Raw genomic sequence first — 16777 nt, 5'->3', positions numbered from 1 at the left:
TTCAGACACCGGCGCTGGCCAGCAGTGGGGTGAGCGGGGGCAAGACGCTCAGTAGGGCGCAAATCGTGTGCGCCCGCCCCCGGTTACATCCCCTACTCCACCAGGTCCCACAGTGTGGGCTGAGGCCGAGGAGCGGGCCGCGGCGCTGGAAAGTCCGGAGGGCCCCGGCCCTCTGCCTCAGCTTCGCCGGCCGCCACTTCCTGGGGAAACCCAGGACATGACCGCGGGTCCAGCGGGAGGCCCGGAAATCCGCGCCCGCCCTGACTTCTGCCCTCCTCCAGGACTCCAGCCTTCAGCAGCAACCGGATCACGCCCGAAAAGCTCAGCCCCCGGATACGGGGGATCTGGTTGTTGAGAGAAATCCAGTGGTGCCCGCCACTCGTCGAGAACGCCCCGGGCGCGTCCATGATGGCCGACAGGGTGACGTGCGCATGAAGCCGGGTCTTCAGGGCCGTGCGTGACCCATGCTCTGCCAGGCGCATCAGCGCGGCGTGCCGGGTCGCTGCATGGCTCCATGACCCCGTCGCCGGCAGCGCCGGGGTTGGACAGGGCAGAACCGGCCACGCCCGGAGGTGCTCCAGGCGGCGCTCGAGCAGCGCCTGCCGGTGTTCTCCCCACCACAGGGCCCGCAACTGACGGCCCGTCAGCCGCAACGCGAGGGCTGGTTCGGGATACGCCTGGACGACGTAGCCCAGCCCCACCGGGTAAGGAGACCCCCAGGGTTCGTCCCTGACGGCACGCTCATGGATCAGGGAATGCCCCCAGGCGTTGAACCGCAACGCAATCTCGAAGATCTCCGCGTCGCCGGTGGCCCGGGCCTGGAACCACTCCCGCCGCGCTTCGCGCGCCTGTGACCGCTTCAGCCCTTCAAAGGACTGTTCCAACTGCCGCACGTGATGATCCGCCATCAGCTGCGCTTCCCAGGGCAAGCTCCACAGCCAGCGCCGCACGTTCAGGGCCTCGGTCGCCCAGACCCGCTCACTGGGTCTGAGCGCCGCACACGCCCGGCACAGGCCGGTCTCGGCCGACTCGGTGGGGCGCGGACCGTCCAGCACCCGCAAGTGGCCCTGCGCCACGAATTCCTCGGCGGCGAACTCAATCCACGGCACGCTCCCGTCCAGATCGCGGGCCTTGGTCTCCCCGACCGCGTGGGTGTGGCGGGCCTCGAAGGCAAAGACGGTTCGTCCAGCCCGGCGCAACGCCACGTCCAGCCGGTAGCCGGTGTCTTCCAGCCCCACTTCCGCCCGGATTTCGTCGTGTTCAGGCAGGTGCAGCGGCAGTGCCGCGAGGCCAGGACAGGCCAGCTCGGGACAGGGCCACAGCGCGACCAGGGAGGTGCCGGCACTCAGCGCGGCCATCAGGCGCGCCTTGGCGGCGTGGTGGATCACCGACTCCGGGGCGTGGCCTTCCCGGTTGCGGCTGGCCGGGGCGTGGGAAAAGTAGGGGGTCACCTTCGTGCTGCTGGCGGCTTTGAGCGTGAGGCTTTCGCCGCAGACCAGGCAGGTGTAGGCGCCGCGCGCCGCAGCAGGCCGCGCCGCTTCTGCACCTGGAATCGTGAGCTCGCCGCCGGCGCGGAGCGCATAGCGAATTCTCTGGCGCTGGTTCATGGCACCTCCTGGTCTCGGGGCGGGACGCAGCAAAGCACCGGGCCGTTCGACCCTCTTCCTCCCCTCGGTCAGCCAGTCCCCTCAGTGCACTGGACGGTCGAGTCTCGCAAAGTGGACCTCGGTCTCCACAACCTGCACCAGGGGTTGAGGAAGTTCATCCGAGATGACCTTGATGTTCAGCTTGAGCCTGCGGCTCCCCGTAGCCGGCAGATCTTTTACCGCAAAGCGCCCCGGCAGAGTCCAGGCCGGCCCGGTCTGTCCAGGCGAGAGGGAAGCGGCCTCAAGTTCGCAGGAGTCCTCTTCGAGGATGTCGGCAGTCGGCTCGGGTTGAGCAGGGTGGTAGATCTTGGGCATTTTGAAGCGGGGGAAAGGGCCCTCTTCCTCTACAGGAAGCTCATGCCGGGGCACAGGCATCTGCTCCAGCAGGGTCACGTCGCTGTCTTCCGTCGCTTCAACGGTGAGCTGCAGATCCCCAGTCTTAACCGGCCCAGCGTTCCTCACCCGGAGGGTGAATTCAAAGCATCCGTCAAGTTGTTCGCGGTTGCGCTGACGCTCCATCCGGTCGAGCAGCAGTGCGGAATGATGCTTTTCGAGGGCACAGAACTTCTGAAAAAGAGGGTAATCATCGCCTTCCCAGCTCTGGCGGTCCAGAAGCATAGTCCGGGTATACAGATCGTCGAAGACCATCCATGAGGGGTCAATCGGCTCCTGCAGCACTTCTTCCAAGAAGCTCTGCACCGCTTTGATGCGGCTTGGCGAGACAGTCCTTCTGGTGCGAGGGCCCCCGATCACGTCGCTAAGCTGCTGGGCCTTGAGAAGGGAAGCCGTGTCCAGACCAGCAAGCTTGCCAAGCGTCCCTGCACTTGTCACCGCTGCTGTCGCTACGGGCGCTGAGCGCGCCGTGATGCGCCGCTTGGCCTCCTGCAAAAAGTCGTCAATTGCCGTGTAAAGCTCCGGGCTCTGGCGGGCGGCCTCGATGGCGCGCGCACGAAGCTTGTCAAGGTTGCCCCCGTGCAGGATCACCGGCGTCTTGCAAGGCTCAGCTTGGAGCTCGATCTGCGGCAGCTGATGCTTTTTCACCATGTCGAGCTTGCCCTGAAGCTGCGCGATGGCCTGCTCATGGCGGTGGAGCTGGGCGCGCAGCGGTTGCAGGACCTGCTCGAGCTTGGCGCGTTCCACCCGCGCATAGTCTGAGCCATCCGGTTCGACCACCTTCGCGGAGCGGCGCACCCGCCACTCGCCGCGACGCCAATTGCAGCCCTTTTCCGTCGACTCTTTCTTGAAGATGAACGGCCCCCGGGCCGCCTGCCCAGGCGGGATCAAAATGCACCCCCAGGCCGCGCTGGCCTCCTGGAACACATGCACCTGAAAGTCAGGCACCGGCTCCAGGTACTCGCGCAGGATGTCGCCGATCTGAGCGTGCAGCTTGTCGCTCCCCTTGTCCAGTTCAGGAACGTGATGAATCTGCCCCTCACTGTCTGCCCCCAGGATCAGGAAGCCGTAATCCCCGAAAAGCGGACTCTCGCTGTTGGCCAGCGAGCACACCAACCGAACGAGATTCGTGCGCCCCTTGGGGTTCTTCTCGCCGGTCGACGTCGTGAATTCCAGGTCCTGCTTGAAGTCCAGCTTGTCATGCTCTTGTTTGCGGCGAATAGCGTCCCGCAGGAACAGTTCCAGTTGCGCCGGGTCGCTGAAGTCTAGGAGGACTGTCGGACCGAAGTTCGTCGTCACATTCACCTGCCTTGAAAGTCAGTAATACTGCTGGATATACCCGTAAGCCCGGTCGAAGAGCTCCTCGTCGGTGTGCAACTTGTACTTCAGCAGCGCGCGGCGCAGCGCCTGGCGCATCGCCCGGTCGCCGGCGGTGGTGTGCTGCCAGCCGTCGAAGCGCGCCGCGCGCACCAGTTCGTCGATGTCGCCCACGATGCGGCCCACGATCTCGGGGGTCTCCTCGCCGCGGTGCTCCTCGAACAGAGCTGTCAGAGCGCTCTTGCCGTCGGGGATGATCTCGACCTGCTCCTGCTGCTCGGTCTCCAGCACCTCGCGCGCCAGGGCGAGCAGCTCCTTGAGCCACGCCAGCCCCCCAGTGAGGCCCTGGGCGTAGCGCTCCTGGAGGCGCTGCAGTCGCTCACCCAGCAGCTCGAACTTCGCCACGTTGCCCTTCTTGCGCAGCACCCGCTCGATCGCCAGCGTGATCTGCTTCCCCTTTTGCTCGGCCTGATCGCCCGACAGCAGCCCGAGGACACTTTCCTCCAGCACCAGGGTGTCGAGGCTCTCCTCGATGTGGTCCACCGTCACGTGGCGGTGGATCAGGTCGATGGTCTTGGCGCCGAGAGCATGCCACAGCAGCACGCCGATCCCGCTGGGCGGCCGCAGGCTCTCGTAGACGCTCCCCAGCCAGCGGTAGTCCGTTTCAAAGGGCGCGAGCGCCGCGGAGGGCGAGAGCACCTCCCACAGCCGGTGCACCACGCTGAAGTCCGCCGCGAACTCGTCGCGCGCCGCGGGGGTCGCCAGCGCCTGCTGGGCGGCCATCAGGCCCTCGAAGCCGTCCACACTGCGGTCGACGCCGGGAAAGTGCGCGAGTGCCGCCCGCATCGCCGCCGGGAACCCGGCTTCCAGCTCGGCGATGTTCTGGATCACACCCTTGATGCTCTCGGGATCGAAGTCCAGGGCCTTCGCCACGTCGTCGAACACGCCCAGGTAGTCCACAACCAGCCCGCTGGTCTTGCCGGGATACAGGCGGTTGGTGCGGCAGATCGCCTGCAGCAGGGTGTGGTCGCGCAGCGGCTTGTCCAGGTACATGACCTGGTTGATGGGCGCGTCGAAGCCGGTCAAGAGCTTGCTGGTCACGATCAGGAGCTGCAGCGGGTCCCTGGGGTCCCGGAAGCGCGAGAGCAGCTTCTCGAGCTTGCCCGCGTCCTTGTCCAGCTCGGTCCAGCGGGCGAACTGTTCCGGGGTGACCGTCAGGCCGGCTTCCTGCCAGCGCTCCAGGTCGCCGGGCTGGGTGATCATCACCACCTCGCTCACGTCCTCGCCCAGGCGCTCGTCGAGCAGTCCCTTCATGCGCACGCAGGCCTCGCGGTCGAACATCACGACCTGACCCTTGAAGCCGGCAGGAGCCACCCGGGTGCGGAAGTGCGCCGCGATGTCGTCGGCGATGGCCGAGAGGCGCGCCGGGGCCTTGAAGAGGTGCTCCATGCGCCCGGCGCGCCGTACCAGTTCCTGGGTGTCGGCATCGGTCAGCCCGTGGTCGCCGGCCAGCACCTCCATGCCGGCGTCCACCGCCGCGCGGTCGACCTTGAGGTGCGCCGGCCGCGGCTCGAAGTGCACCGGCAGGGTCGCCCCGTCTCGGATCGACTGGCTGTAGGAGTAGTGGTTCAGGAAGCCGTCCTCGTCCTCGCTGGCGCCGAACCACGCGAAGGTGTTGCGGTCCCCTCGCGCGACGGGTGTGCCGGTCAGGCCAAAGAGGAAGGCGTTCGGCAGCGCCGCGCGCATCTTGCGCCCCAGGTCGCCCTCCTGGGTGCGGTGAGCCTCGTCGACCAGGACGACGATGTTCTCCCGCGCGTTGAGGACGCCGTCGGCCTCGCCGAACTTGTGGATCGTCGTGATGATGGTCTGCCGGGTGTCCTCGCGCAGCAGGCGCTCCAGGTCGCGCCGGCTGTCGGCCGTGACCGTGTTCGGCACCTGGGCCCCGTCGAAGGTCGCGCCGATCTGGCTGTTCAGGTCGGTGCGGTCGACCACGATGATCACGGTCGGGTTGCGCAGCGCCGGCGTGGTCTTGAGCTTCTGGGCCGCGAAGGCCATCAGCAGACTCTTCCCGCTGCCCTGGAAGTGCCAGATCAGCCCCCGGCGGGTCTGGCCCTGCACCACGCGCGCGACGATCTGCTCGGTGGCCTCCACCTGTGGGTAGCGGGCGAGCACCTTGACCTTGCGGCCGCCCTGCACCACCGGAAAGATGCTGTAGTCGCGCAGCATCTTCAGCAGCGTCTCGGGGCGCAGCAGTCCCTGCACCGCCCGGCTGACCTCCTCCAGCGGGCTGGGCGTGCGGTCGGTGGTCTCGCGCCACGGAGCCCAGTGCTCGTAGCCGCCGCCCAGCGCCGCGTAGCGGAAGGTCTTGCCCTCCGACGCGAAGCACAGGACGTTCGGCGCGAACATCGCTGGGCAGTTCTTCCAGTAGTCGTCGAGAAAGTCCTTGGCCCCGTCCTGCCAGGAGACCGAGGGGCGCGTCGTCGACTTCACCTCCCCGATGCCCAGCGGCAGACCATTCACCAGCAGCACCGTGTCGAAGCGCCGTTCCAGCGTGCCCGCCCGGTAGGTGTACTGCTGGGTGACGACGAAGTCATTGTTCGCGGGGTCGGCAAAGTCAATCAGCCGCACCGGCACGTGCTCGTGGTTCTCCCCGAAGGGCAGGGTCTGCTCCCCGCGCAGCCAGGAGGTGAACTCCTCGTTGGCGCGCACCGGGTTGGCGCGGGCGCCGTGCAAGATCGCCTGCAGCTTGTAGATCACCTCCTCGGCCAGTGCCGGCCGGGCAGCGATCTCCGGGTTGAGCCGGACCAGGGCCTCGGTGACCAGCGGCCAGACGCAGACGTCGCGCTCCTCGCGGGACAGGTCCCGGGCCGGCACGAAGCGCCAGCGCAGCCCGCGCAACCGCGTGAGGGTGTGGGTGACCAGCCCCTCGGCGGTGTTGGCCTCGTTGAAGGTCATGCGGAGACCAGGGCGGGTGCCGGCGCGGTGACGGCCGCCGGCGCTGGCGAGAGGGCGGTGTTGAGCAGCGCGGCGCGCAGGGTGCGGAGGTGGGCGAGGTGTTGGGCAGTCTGATCGGCCGTCTCTGAAGCGGCCTTGAGCAGGCTGACGGTGTGGGCCTGCTCATGAGGCAGAGGCAGGTGCACCATCAGCCGCGCGACGCGAGTGGAGCCCAGGTGCTTGATGCTGCTTCCCGAGGCCAGTTCTTTGAACTTGCCGGATTCGAAGAAGTGCCGCATCGCGATGTAAAGGTAGTCCGGTAGCAGCCTCGCCGGGTCTGTCGGACGAAGGCGGATGACAGTGTTCTGAATGCAAAAGCCGCGCGGCATGGCAGCGCTAAAGAGGGCCGGTGTGCCAACGTAGGCCGGGTTGGCATTGCCTTCCATCAGCAAGGTGTCGCCAGGGTGCACCGTGAGCCGTTGTTGTTCTCGCGGTTCGAAATTCATCTGGTTGACGTCATCGAAGTCGATCCAGCCAAGGCGGATATTGGCCGCTCGAAGATAGGGAACCATGTTGTCCCCAGTCGCTTGGCTGGGCGACAACTGCTTTCCTCCAACGATGTCAGCGACCTGATCCAGAGAGATCAACGTTGAGCCCGGGGGAGGAGTCATCTCGCGCGCGCCCAGCGCCAGGAACAGTTCCCGAGCGGCTTGCTCTGTAAGCACGGATGCCTCAATCGCCCCATCGACCCCCAGCAGCAGCTCCACCAGCTCGCGCTGCTGCTTGGGCGGGGGGAGCAGGAACTCGAACTTCGCGAGCTCCCGGAACTTCGTGCGCGGGGATAGCGAACCGCTTGAAGTCTTCTCGGCGTAGGCGAAGAAAGCGTCGGACTGAATCACCAGCGGCAGGAATTCGGGCAGCAGCTGCTCGCTCTTGGTGGCCAGCACGATGATGTCGCCGGAGCAGAGGCCATCGAAGTCGGGAACGCCCACCTTCTTCTGATAGACGCGGCGCTTGCCGAAAAGCACCTGGCCAGCGCGGAAGACTTTGGTGAAGGTCACGCCCTCGGAAAGCAGCCCCCAGCGGCGAACGCGCAGGTCCTGAGAATCGAGGTGCTCGAGCCCGACATACCGGTCAATCCCCTGTTTCTCGGGAGCGCGTTCGTGGATCGAGATCTCCTGAACCATCTCGCCCAGGGTGACGGGTTGCCACCCGCTGGGATCAATCTGCATGGCTGGCCTCCTGGAGCAGGTCGAAGAGGGTGGCGGTCTGTCCCTGGAGGGTGGCGCGACTCTCTCGCCATGTGGACACCGCCACCTGGACGTCGTGACTCTGAAGGCCATCCTGACCCTGGTAGAGGTAAAGCGGGATGCTGAGACTGAATTTCTGGCCGGCGATCTCCTCGAGGGACACCACGCGGGCGATGTCCGGATGCTGGTCTGGCTCGCGCCACGCGCCCAGCAATTTGGCCTCGTTCTCCGGGGAGAGGAAGCTGTAGGCCTGCTGGCGGGTCACCTGGTGCTTGCCATCGACCATCACGACCTGGCCGCGCCGCTGGGCTGGCTTGCTGCGGTTCAGGACCAGCACGCAGGCCTCCATCGGCGAGTTGTAAAAGAGGTTGGGCCCCAGCCCGATGACGCCCTCGATCAGGTCGTCCTCGAGGATCTTGCGCCGCATCTCCGCCTCCGCGTCGCGGAACAGCACGCCGTGGGGGAACAGCACCGCCGCGCGCCCGGTCGCGTTCATGCTGGCGATGATGTGCTGCAAGAAGGCGTAGTCGGCGTTGCCCTGGGGCGGCGTGCCGTAGAGGTTGCGCCCATAAGGGTCGGCCGCGAAGCGCTCGCGGTTCCAGCGCTTGATGCTGTAGGGCGGGTTGGCCAGGACCACGTCGAAGGTCTGGAGACCACCCTCGTCCAGGAAGGCCGGCTCCGCCAGGGTGTCCCCGCGCGCGATGTGGAACTCCTCGATGCCGTGCAGGAACATGTTCATGCGCGCGATGCCGCTGGTGATCAGGTTGACCTCCTGACCGTAGACCTTGACGTTGCGCCACTCCTGGCCCTGGTCGCGCAGCCCCAGCACGCCGTTGAGCGCCAGGCCGCCGGTGCCGATGGTGGGGTCATAGACGCTCTCGCCACTTTTCAGGCCGGCCACCCGGGTCATCAGGTGCACCACGGTGCGGTTGGTGTAGAACTCCTGCGCGGTGTGGCCGGAGTCGTCGGCGAACTGCCGGATCAGGTACTCGTAGGCGTTGCCCAGCTGGTCGTGGGGGACGTTGGCGTTGTCCAGCCTCACCCGGCTGAAGTGGTCGAGCAGGGCCACCAGCGTGGCGTCGCTGAAGCGCTCCTTGTTGGTCCAGGGCGCGTCGCCGAAGATGCCCTCCAGGGTCTTCGGGTTGGCCTGCTCCAGGGCGCGCAGCGCCGCCTGAATGGCCTGGCCGACGCCCACCGTCACGGCGCGCACGTCGTCCCAGTGATGCCCGGTGGGGATCTGGAAGCGGTGGTTCTCCTTCAGGGCCGCGAACGCCAGGTCACCGCCGGACGCTTCCTTGGCCCCCTCGAACTCCTCGTCCCAGACGTCGCTGATGCGCTTGAAGAACATCAGCGGGAAGATGAACTGCTTGTAGTCGCTGGCGTCGATCTTGCCGCGCAGCAGCGTCGCGGCGCCCCAGAGGTGCGCTTCGAGGTCGCGTTGAGTGATCACAGGTGGCCTGCCTTTTGAAGAAGGATCTCCAGGCGGTCCTCAGCGACCTTCTGGGCCGCCAGCTTCTTGCGGAGATTCGTCAGGGCGTCTGCCACCGTCAGGGTCTCCCCCTGGCTCTCGGCCTGCAGGTACTGGCCCAGCTTGAGGGTGTAGCCGGCGGCGTGGATTTCCTCGATGGGCACCACCCGGCTCAATCCGGGACGGTCCGCGCGGGTCCGGTAGAGCATGTGGATCTCGTCGGCCTGCGCGTCTGTCATGAAGTTCTGCGCCCGGGCCTTGGTAAAGAGGCGCGAGGCATCCACGAAGTAGACGCTGCCGCGCGCAGCCTCCTCCTTTTCCAGGCGCAGCACCAGGATGCAGGCCGGGATGCCGGTGCCGTAAAAGAGGTTGGGCCCCAGCTCGACGACGGCCTCGACGTAGTCGCCCTGAATCAGCTTCTGCCGGATCTTGCCCTCGCGCCCGCCGCGGAACAGCACGCCCAGCGGCATGACGACCGCCATGCGGCCACTGCCGGGCTTCAGGCTTTTCAGCATGTGCATGATCCAGGCATAGTCGGCGTTGCCGTCGGTGGGCACGCCGAAGACGCCCCGGCCATAGGGATCGGCGGCCCACCGATCGGCGCCCCAACCCTTCAGGCTGAAGGGCGGGTTGGCCAGCACGCAGTCGAACTGATCGAGCTCGTCGCCCTGGTGGAAGGCCGGCTCCTGCAGCGTGTCCCCGCGGGCGATCTTGAAGTCCTCGATGCCGTGCAGGAACAGGTTCATGCGGGCAATCGCCTGGGTGGTGAGGTTGAGTTCCTGACCGCGGATGACCAGGTTGCGCCACTCGCCGCCCGACTCGCGGATGTGGTGGACGGCCTCGAGCGGGATGCCGCCGGTGCCGACGGTGGGGTCGTAGATGCTCTCGCGGGCCTGCGGGTGGAGCATGTTCACCATCAGGCGCACCACGGCGCGCGGCGTGTAGAACTCGCCGGCCGCCTTGTTGGACGAGTCGGCGAACTTCTTGATGAGGTACTCGTAGGCCTGGCCCATGACGTCCTCGCGGACATTGCGGTTGCCCAGGCGCAGCCGCTGGAACCCATCAAGCAGCTGGCGCATCAACGCGTCGGGCAGCCGGGCCTTGTTGGTCCACTGGGCGTCGCCGAAGATGCCGTAGAGGGTGTCGGGGTTGGCCTGCTCGATGGCGCGCAGCGCCGCGGCCAGCGCGAAGCCGACATTCTCGGTGACGGCGAAGACGTCGCGCCAGTGGTGGCCGTCGGGAATCTGAAAGCGGTGATTTTCCTTGAACGTGGCGTAGGAGATGTCGCCGCCGGACTCCTCGAAGGCGGCCTGGTACTCCTCGTCCCAGACATCACTGATGCGCTTGAAGAACAGCAGCGGGAAGATGTAGGCCTTGAAGTCGGCCGCGTCGATCGGGCCGCGCAGGACGTTGGCGGCGCCCCAGAGGCGCTGCTCGAGTTCGGGCAGGGTCAGGGTCGGACCGTTCGGATCGAACGGCAGCCCTTCGTAGCTCATCATGGCCAGCACCTCGGAGGGGAAGTCACTGGCGACAGTCTACGGAAGGCCTGTCGGGGCCGCGGCGAATATTGGAGCGGCTCCAGAACGCTGGAGGGGTCCGCCCGGCCTCTCTGAGCGGACCGGAGGTCGCCAGCAGCCTGGGGCGTCCTGGCGCGGCGCTGCCCCTCAGCTCAGGTTGAAGACCAGCCCAGCGAGAGGCTCAGCGCCCCCGCTGCCCCGGAGATCTTCTCGAGACGGTCCAGGAACTCCGGCGTGAAGTGGCGCGCCAGGCGCTCGCGGCCGGGTGCCGCGCTGCACCCTCAGGCCCGGGCGGAAGTGCTGTGCGGCGCCCGGCTGTCGGCCCAGAAGGTCTCCCAGAAGCGCTCCTGCGCCTCCTCCTCGCTGCTCGCCACAGTGCCCAGTACCTGAATGAGTCGTCCCTCCCCGGTGGCGAAAGAATCCAGGTCCAGGGTGTAGACCGCCGGCGTGCCCGGGGTGGGCGCGAAGTGCTGCGTCATGTCGTCCTCCTGATCGGTCAGGTCGCGAAGAAGCTCCCACCCGCCGCGGCGAGCCGGCAGACCCGCCGGACCCGCGCGTCCCCCGGAGACCACTCGCCCCGCAGGATGTCGCGGGGGCACTCCCCGCGCAGCGTGTAGCGGGCGCGCTCGAACCACTGGCGGATCCCCTCGTCGCTGTGCGCCGCGCGCAGCCCCGCCACGATCTCCGTCAGGGTCGCCTCACGCGCCGGCGCGCCCGGGCCTTCCCCCAGCAGGGAGGTGAGCAACTCCTCGCCCAGGACGGCGCGCAGGGTCTGGAACTCCTCTCCGGCCGGTGCAGGGCACCGTTCCAGCACCTCCCGCAGCGCCGCGGGACACGCGGCCAGAAAGCGGGGGTCCCGCAGCGCCCCGCGCAGCCGCCAGCCCAGCAGGGCGCGCAGCAGCTCCTCCCCGGGCGGATCGGCCTCGCAGGTCCACAGCCGCACGAGCGGCAGGCCGGCGACCCGCAGAATGCGGTCCTTGCGCGCGTCGCGCTCCAGTTGCGGGCTGCGCTCATGCTGCGGGCCATCGAGTTCCACGGCCAGCAGGGCCCGCCCGCTCTCCAGGTCCTCCACCACCACGTCGACCTGGACGCTGCGGTTGGCGAGAAAGGCGCGGTCCGGCTCGTCGAGCAGGGTGTTCATGACCTGCACGTCGAGCACCTGGCGCAGCGGCACCCAGGGCCGCACCACATGGGGCGCGAAGACCTCGCGGCAGAGTGAGCGCAGCACCCGCTCGCCGACGTTGGGCTCTGGGCACCGCACCGTCTGGTCGCTTCTCAGCACCACCCGCGCTCCCACCGAGGCGCCCAGGTCGCGCTGCACCCGGCTGCGCAGTTCCGGGACGATCCCCCAGCGGCCCGCCGCCTCCTGAATCAGGCCCAGGGCCGCGAGGGCGCCCAGGCGGGGGTGAAGGTCCACCGCCGGCACCGCCAGGACCCGGGCCAGGCACCTCGCCTCCGCGGCCCCTCCCTGGGCTTCCAGAGCGAGCAGCAGGGCGCGGTCGGGAGGCTCGAGTTCCCCGTAGCGCACCGCGGGGTGAACACCCGGCAGTCGGGGGGCCAGCCGAAGCGTGTCCTCTCCCGGCCGCGAGGTCATGGGCTACTCCCCGTTCGGGGAGCGCCGGCTGCGCCCCGCGCCGATGTGCCCCACCAGGCAGCCCTGCACCCGCACCTCCTGGACCGGGAAGGTCATGGGAGCGCAGGCCGGGTTCTCGCTGACCAAGGTGACGGTGCCGTTGTCGCGGTGCCAGCGCTTCAGCGTCGCGGTGTTCTCGCCGGGCACCAGGACCAGCACCACCTCGCCGCCGTGGGGTTCCTCCTGCTGGGGACGGATCGCTACCAGGTCGCCGGGGAAGATGCCGATGCCCGTCATGGAGTCCCCGCGCACCTTCAGCAGGAAGTCGCCCTCGCGCAGGTCCAGCACGTCTTGCAGCCGGGTGGCGTAGGCCTCCACCTGTTCGCCGGCCAGGGTGGGGCGGCCGGCGGCGACCTCGCCCAGGATCGGGAAGCGCAGGTCGATGCCGGCGGCGCGGGGCACCTCGGAGACCCACCAGCCTTCCTCGCTCAGGCGCAGCGGCGTGGTGAAGCGCTCGGAGGGGCTGTAGATGATCAGGCCGCGTTCCTGCAGCTTGCGCACGTAGATCCAGATGTTCTGCCGGGGCAGGCCCAGCGCCACCGCGACCCGGTGCAGGGTGACCATCTCCCCCGCGTTCTCCAGCGTGGCGATCATGTGCAGCACATCACGCGGCCGCCCGGTCAGTTCAGTCTGAGTCATGTGACACCTGTGACAGGATAGCACATAGGCCATGTGGATGAGACAGAAGGGTCAGCAAAAGTCCCTCCAGAGCTGGGGCCAGTGAGGTATCATGTCCGCCCCGGCGGGGGGTGCAACTCTTAGTCTGACCTTCAGGCACCCTCCACGCCACGCGCTATCCTGGACAGACTGATTCATAAGCACCGGTGATTCAGGTCGCCCATCAAGAAAGGAAGGGAGGAGAGAAAATGTCGTCACAGAGCTATCAGAACCGAGCCATGGAGCGCTTCGACTCCTTCATCGCTGTTCTTGACAACGCAACCGAACATCTCACCCTGGAAGATGACTTTGCTGTCCAGTACTGGGAGGAGATGCGGGAGGACGCTCAGACCAATCTGATGCGTCTGAAAGCGGCGCGCTCGCGCCTCGCGGTTCGCTCTACCGAAGAGATGCGAATTTTCGAGGCGCTGATCAACTTCTCCGAAGAGACCTTTTCCTGGACCGAGGACGATGTTGTGGCGCGTATCGAGGCGCTAGCCGATGTGGGTCCCGTGCTCTTGCGGCGCTTGAACCGTGAGCAGCTGCTGGCTGAGGCCGCGCCAGAGCGGCGCGAGACCGTGATTGCCGCTCTTCGAAAAGGGGTTCTGCCAGAGGCGCTTTTGCAGACGCTCGCGAAGCATGCTTATATCGAGACCGGACGCTCAAGCACCCCGGCAAGCCTTCCAGAGCCCGGTTGGATACCCCCAGACCATCCTTTGCCGCGCGAGAGCGCTGCCCACAAAGCCTCGGCCCACGCCGGGGCTTTATATTTGGTGAGTGCGCCAGCTCGAGTTGTCTGCCCATCATCCCATACGTCTCGAAAGCGTCCAGTATCTGAAATGCTCTTTTGAGCGGCTCGATTTGGCTGGGGAAGGCCCCTACCGCTTCCCCGACTTTGACGTCAACGTACTTCACTCAACCGTGGTAGACGACCTCCAGGGCGTTCTCGCCTTGGAGGTCGTGTCCCAAGATGACCCTGAGGATTCCACCGCACGCGAGGACGCCAGGCCAGCTCCGGCGGTCAAGTTCGCTTTTACCATCATCAGCATGTTCAGAAGCGCCGACTATGAGGGTGCCACAGCGAATCTGCGCAGCTTCATGGAGGTAGACACACCGAGCCTGATTGCCTGGCCCTATGTGCGCAGCTTCATCTCAGACATGCTGACCCGCAGCGGGTTGCCCGAGTATCACCTGCCACTGTTGCAGATTCGCACCCGCCTGGAAGCGCCTACACCAGTCGAGGACGGCGCGGAGTTGGAATAGTGGCGCCGGAGAATTTCAAGGACGGCCGATCCCCTCTGAAGCCGGGCGTTGATGAAGAGGCCTGTAAGCAGTTCGCCCGCGAACTCGCATCACTCTTTATCCAGGGCTCTGACATTATTGATGATCTGCGCGAACTAACGCGCACCTCAGCTGATTATGCAAGGTATCAAGTTGTCCTTGAAAATCTGGTCGACGGCTATGGCAGCTCGATTGAATCTGTTCTACGAGACGAGACTCGGACCTTCTGCGAAAAGCTCCAGGCTCACTATCTTGAGTACAGCGCTCCCTCGCGTCGGGATGTGTGGGTTGACGCGCTGGCGGCCATCATCGAGTTCGTATACCTCGAACTGATGCGCATGAAATACAGCCAGGACAATGCGGAGATCTATCATGAGCATTGCCCTCACTTCCCGGCGCCACCTGCTACGCCTGTCGCCTCCATGGTCGATAAGCCCATTGATGTCAATGCCTGGTTCGAGGCACTTTCTGTTGGAGAGTTCCTGGAGGTCAAGAAGAACCTGGATAGCAAATATCGGGCAGCGCAGAGGAGCAACGACAGGGTATCTGCCAAATTTGTCAGCAAGGTTGAGCGCATGCATCAGTTCGCGCAGGCCCTTGACCAGCACTTTGGGACCTCCTCGAACGTTGCTGTCGCTACGCTGTCGCCCAGTCCCTATGCGGAACGCCTTCTGGGATTGTCTTACCGTCAGGCCGGTCTGACACGCCCCCAGACGGGGCCACGGGTTGAGATTATTACCTCGAGCACTCTCGAGGAGTGGTACACGCGCAAGGTCATCTGACAGCAGAAGGAGCCCGGCTGACTCCAGGAAGGTACGGGCTCACGGTCAGCAACCCTGCCGTGAGCTCCCGGGACTGTGGACCCGCATAAAGACGAGCAACTCTCAGCTCAGCCCCAGTTCCCCCTCCATCCAGCGGCGCTGCACGCTCAGCGCCTCTTCCAGCGCCGGCAACTGGCTGGCCTCGAAGCGGCGGTAGACCTCCCGCGCCGAGACCCGGTTCAGCCCCGGCGCGGTGAGCGCCGGCGAGAAGTGCGGGTGGCTGCTCAGGATCTCCGACCAGATCCACGCCGCCGAGTTGCGCCGCAGCGCCGCGGACTTGGCACTCGGCAGCCCGGCCGCGTTCCGGCAGGCCTCCCAGGCGTCCGCGTCCAGTTCCACGAAGTCCTCCAGCGCCCGTTCCGCCGCCCGGTAGTCCCGGTGCGGTCCCGGCCCTTCCAGGCGCGTCGCCAGGGCGTGCAGGGCCTCGCTGAAAGCCTCCTTGCCGGCGGTGCGTCCCAGGTAAAGCATCATCGGGTTCGTGCTCGTGCCCCCGAAGCGGCCCTCGAGTCCCAGCAGCGCGGCGCTCTCCCGCACACTGCAGGGCCGCGCGAGGCGCACCAGCGCCATGCTGATCGCCACCCGCGCCGCCTGCTCGCTCAGGCCCGAGTCCCGCAGCAGCGGCCCGAAGTCGTTCTCGTAGTCCGCCGCCCAGATCAGGTGCGGCACCCGGGCGGGGTCAAAGGTCCGGTACTCCCCCGTCCCACCCGGGGCGAGGTGCCCGACCGTGCGCTGGGTCAGCGCGCGCGGCGCGAGCGCTTCGTCCAGCGCCGCAGCGAGCACCCCTTCGAGGTGAAAGTCGCGGCCCAGGGCGCGCACCGCGCTGCCGCGGATGCCGCGCGAGCGCTCGATCAGGGGTCTGAGGCCCCGCGTCACCCCGGCCTGGTCCGGCGAGGCCAGCAGCTCCACCGCCCAGGGCAGGGTGGCCGCCACCAGGGCGGGATCGTCCGGCGCTGCCTTGTAGGGGTGGAAGCGGGTGCCCCGTCTTCCGGCTTCCGAGGCCCGCAGATCGTCCCGGGCCTCGCATGCCTCCTGCCAGGCCCGATGGATGGGAGCGGGCAACTCGCCCAGGTCCCCGGGCTGGGCGGCGTGCAGGGCGAGTGCCACGAGCGAGCGCAGGTGCCGGACATAGACCAGGGCGGACACCTCCTGCCCCGCGACCACCGCCTCCCCGCGCTCCAGCGCCGCGTTCACCGCGCGCTGCGCCGCGAGCAGGCGCGGCGCCCCCGAGAGGTCGGCCGTCTCCAGGGTGCGCAGGTCGAAGCCGCAGGGCTCCGCCGCCCGCCCCTGGGCGCTCAGGCCCCGGGGCAGCGAGTTGGCGCACAGGCCCGGCACCGGCACATGGGTGAGAAAGCGCGGGCGGTTGCCCTGATCGGCCCGGTAGTTGCCGGTGCGGTGCTCGCAGCGTGGGCAGCGCGCCCCCAGCAGCCGGCCGTGGGTCAGGCACACGAACGAGGTCCACAGCCGCCAGCGCAGCCGCCATCCCCCGGTCTCCCGCAGGCACTCCGGGCAGCAGGCGGAGCCCGCGAAGCCCGACCACTCACGGTGCGCGACCGCTCGGACGCTGTTCGCGTCGCGCACGTCCAGCCCGATCAGGTCGTAAGCCACCCCATCCAGGGAGCGCATCAGCATGGCGTCCAGCTCGCCGGGGCCCAGCCGGCAGGCCCGCGAGAAGGTCTCCCGCTGCTCGGGGGTGAGGTCGATGCCGTAGCCGGGGAGTACGCGGGCGTCGAAGCGGTCCTCGGTCAGCAGGCCGGTGTCCTTCAGGATGGTCGAGACGGCCGCCGGAATCAGCTGCCCCGCGGCCAGCCGGTCCACGTAGCTGGGAAAGGCCTCCGGCCCCCCGGGGCCCCCGAGCGGGCG

At 67.3% G+C, this 16777-nt stretch carries 13 protein-coding genes; 3 read left to right on the top strand and 10 right to left on the bottom strand.

All coding sequences use genetic code 11. The annotated features are described in order from the left end of the window. Positions 1-92: 92 nt before the first annotated feature. From C3K08_RS07150 to C3K08_RS18260, 9 genes are all read right to left on the bottom strand, one after another. Positions 93-1607, bottom strand: a complete 1515-nt coding sequence (locus C3K08_RS07150; RefSeq protein WP_104990676.1) for a competence protein CoiA family protein — start codon at positions 1605-1607, stop codon at positions 93-95. Positions 1608-1688: 81 nt separating this feature from the next. Continuing rightward, entirely contained in the window at positions 1689-3338 is a 1650-nt protein-coding gene (locus C3K08_RS07145) for a helix-turn-helix domain-containing protein (protein WP_104990675.1), read from the bottom strand. 18 nt (positions 3339-3356) lie between these two features. After that, positions 3357-6311, bottom strand: coding sequence for a type I restriction endonuclease subunit R (locus tag C3K08_RS07140; RefSeq protein WP_104990674.1), 2955 nt, complete (start codon positions 6309-6311; stop codon positions 3357-3359). Beyond that, positions 6308-7522, bottom strand: a complete 1215-nt coding sequence (locus C3K08_RS07135) for a restriction endonuclease subunit S (RefSeq protein ID WP_158679871.1) — start codon at positions 7520-7522, stop codon at positions 6308-6310. Before C3K08_RS07135 ends, C3K08_RS07140 begins: the two co-directional genes overlap by 4 nt. Then, positions 7512-8990 carry a class I SAM-dependent DNA methyltransferase gene (locus C3K08_RS07130; RefSeq protein WP_199776888.1) on the bottom strand — a complete coding sequence of 493 codons (1479 nt, stop codon included), beginning with the start codon at positions 8988-8990 and terminating at the stop codon, positions 7512-7514. The genes C3K08_RS07135 and C3K08_RS07130 overlap by 11 nt, the downstream gene beginning before the upstream one ends. Beyond that, a complete protein-coding gene (locus C3K08_RS07125) occupies positions 8987-10507 on the bottom strand; it encodes a class I SAM-dependent DNA methyltransferase (RefSeq protein WP_199776887.1) in 1521 nt (506 codons plus the stop codon). The genes C3K08_RS07130 and C3K08_RS07125 overlap by 4 nt, the downstream gene beginning before the upstream one ends. Positions 10508-10806: 299 nt before the next feature. Next, a complete protein-coding gene (locus C3K08_RS07120; protein WP_104990672.1) occupies positions 10807-11004 on the bottom strand; it encodes a hypothetical protein in 198 nt (65 codons plus the stop codon). Between the two features lie 17 nt (positions 11005-11021). Next, positions 11022-12119, bottom strand: coding sequence for a DUF2726 domain-containing protein (locus C3K08_RS18265; RefSeq protein ID WP_199776886.1), 1098 nt, complete (start codon positions 12117-12119; stop codon positions 11022-11024). A 3-nt stretch (positions 12120-12122) separates the two neighbouring features. Further along, positions 12123-12797 carry a LexA family transcriptional regulator gene (locus C3K08_RS18260; protein ID WP_234009001.1) on the bottom strand — a complete coding sequence of 225 codons (675 nt, stop codon included), beginning with the start codon at positions 12795-12797 and terminating at the stop codon, positions 12123-12125. Between the two features lie 185 nt (positions 12798-12982). On the opposite strand from C3K08_RS18260, the gene C3K08_RS17870 reads away from it, so the two are divergent. From C3K08_RS17870 to C3K08_RS17865, 3 genes are read left to right on the top strand one after another with little or no spacing between them, the layout of a single operon-like run. Then, on the top strand, positions 12983-13666 hold the full coding sequence (locus tag C3K08_RS17870; protein ID WP_158679870.1) for a hypothetical protein: 684 nt from the start codon (positions 12983-12985) through the stop codon (positions 13664-13666). Beyond that, complete coding sequence (locus C3K08_RS07105) at positions 13593-14078, top strand: hypothetical protein (RefSeq protein ID WP_104990671.1); 486 nt, start codon at positions 13593-13595, stop codon at positions 14076-14078. The genes C3K08_RS17870 and C3K08_RS07105 overlap by 74 nt, the downstream gene beginning before the upstream one ends. Beyond that, positions 14078-14878 (top strand): hypothetical protein, encoded by an 801-nt coding sequence (locus tag C3K08_RS17865; protein WP_158679869.1) that lies wholly within the window; start codon positions 14078-14080, stop codon positions 14876-14878. Before C3K08_RS07105 ends, C3K08_RS17865 begins: the two co-directional genes overlap by 1 nt. A gap of 102 nt (positions 14879-14980) precedes the next feature. On the opposite strand, the gene C3K08_RS07095 is transcribed toward C3K08_RS17865, so the two are convergent. Then, positions 14981-16732, bottom strand: coding sequence for a TniQ family protein (locus tag C3K08_RS07095; RefSeq protein ID WP_158679868.1), 1752 nt, complete (start codon positions 16730-16732; stop codon positions 14981-14983). Between the last annotated feature and the right edge of the window lie 45 nt (positions 16733-16777).

Source organism: Deinococcus sp. NW-56 (assembly GCF_002953415.1).
In the GTDB taxonomy this organism is placed as follows: Bacteria; Deinococcota; Deinococci; order Deinococcales; family Deinococcaceae; genus Deinococcus.
This window is presented reverse-complemented; position numbering and strand designations above follow the sequence as displayed.

Bases quoted from the DNA above. Each gene is read 5' to 3' on its own strand.
- C3K08_RS07150 (WP_104990676.1), bottom strand. From the start codon at position 1,607: ATGAACCAGCGCCAGAGAATTCGCTATGCGCTCCGCGCCGGCGGCGAG.
- C3K08_RS07140 (WP_104990674.1), bottom strand. From the start codon at position 6,311: ATGACCTTCAACGAGGCCAACACCGCCGAGGGGCTGGTCACCCACACC.
- C3K08_RS07135 (WP_158679871.1), bottom strand. From the start codon at position 7,522: ATGCAGATTGATCCCAGCGGGTGGCAACCCGTCACCCTGGGCGAGATG.
- C3K08_RS07125 (WP_199776887.1), bottom strand. From the start codon at position 10,507: ATGATGAGCTACGAAGGGCTGCCGTTCGATCCGAACGGTCCGACCCTG.
- C3K08_RS07120 (WP_104990672.1), bottom strand. From the start codon at position 11,004: ATGACGCAGCACTTCGCGCCCACCCCGGGCACGCCGGCGGTCTACACC.
- C3K08_RS18265 (WP_199776886.1), bottom strand. From the start codon at position 12,119: ATGACCTCGCGGCCGGGAGAGGACACGCTTCGGCTGGCCCCCCGACTG.
- C3K08_RS18260 (WP_234009001.1), bottom strand. From the start codon at position 12,797: ATGACTCAGACTGAACTGACCGGGCGGCCGCGTGATGTGCTGCACATG.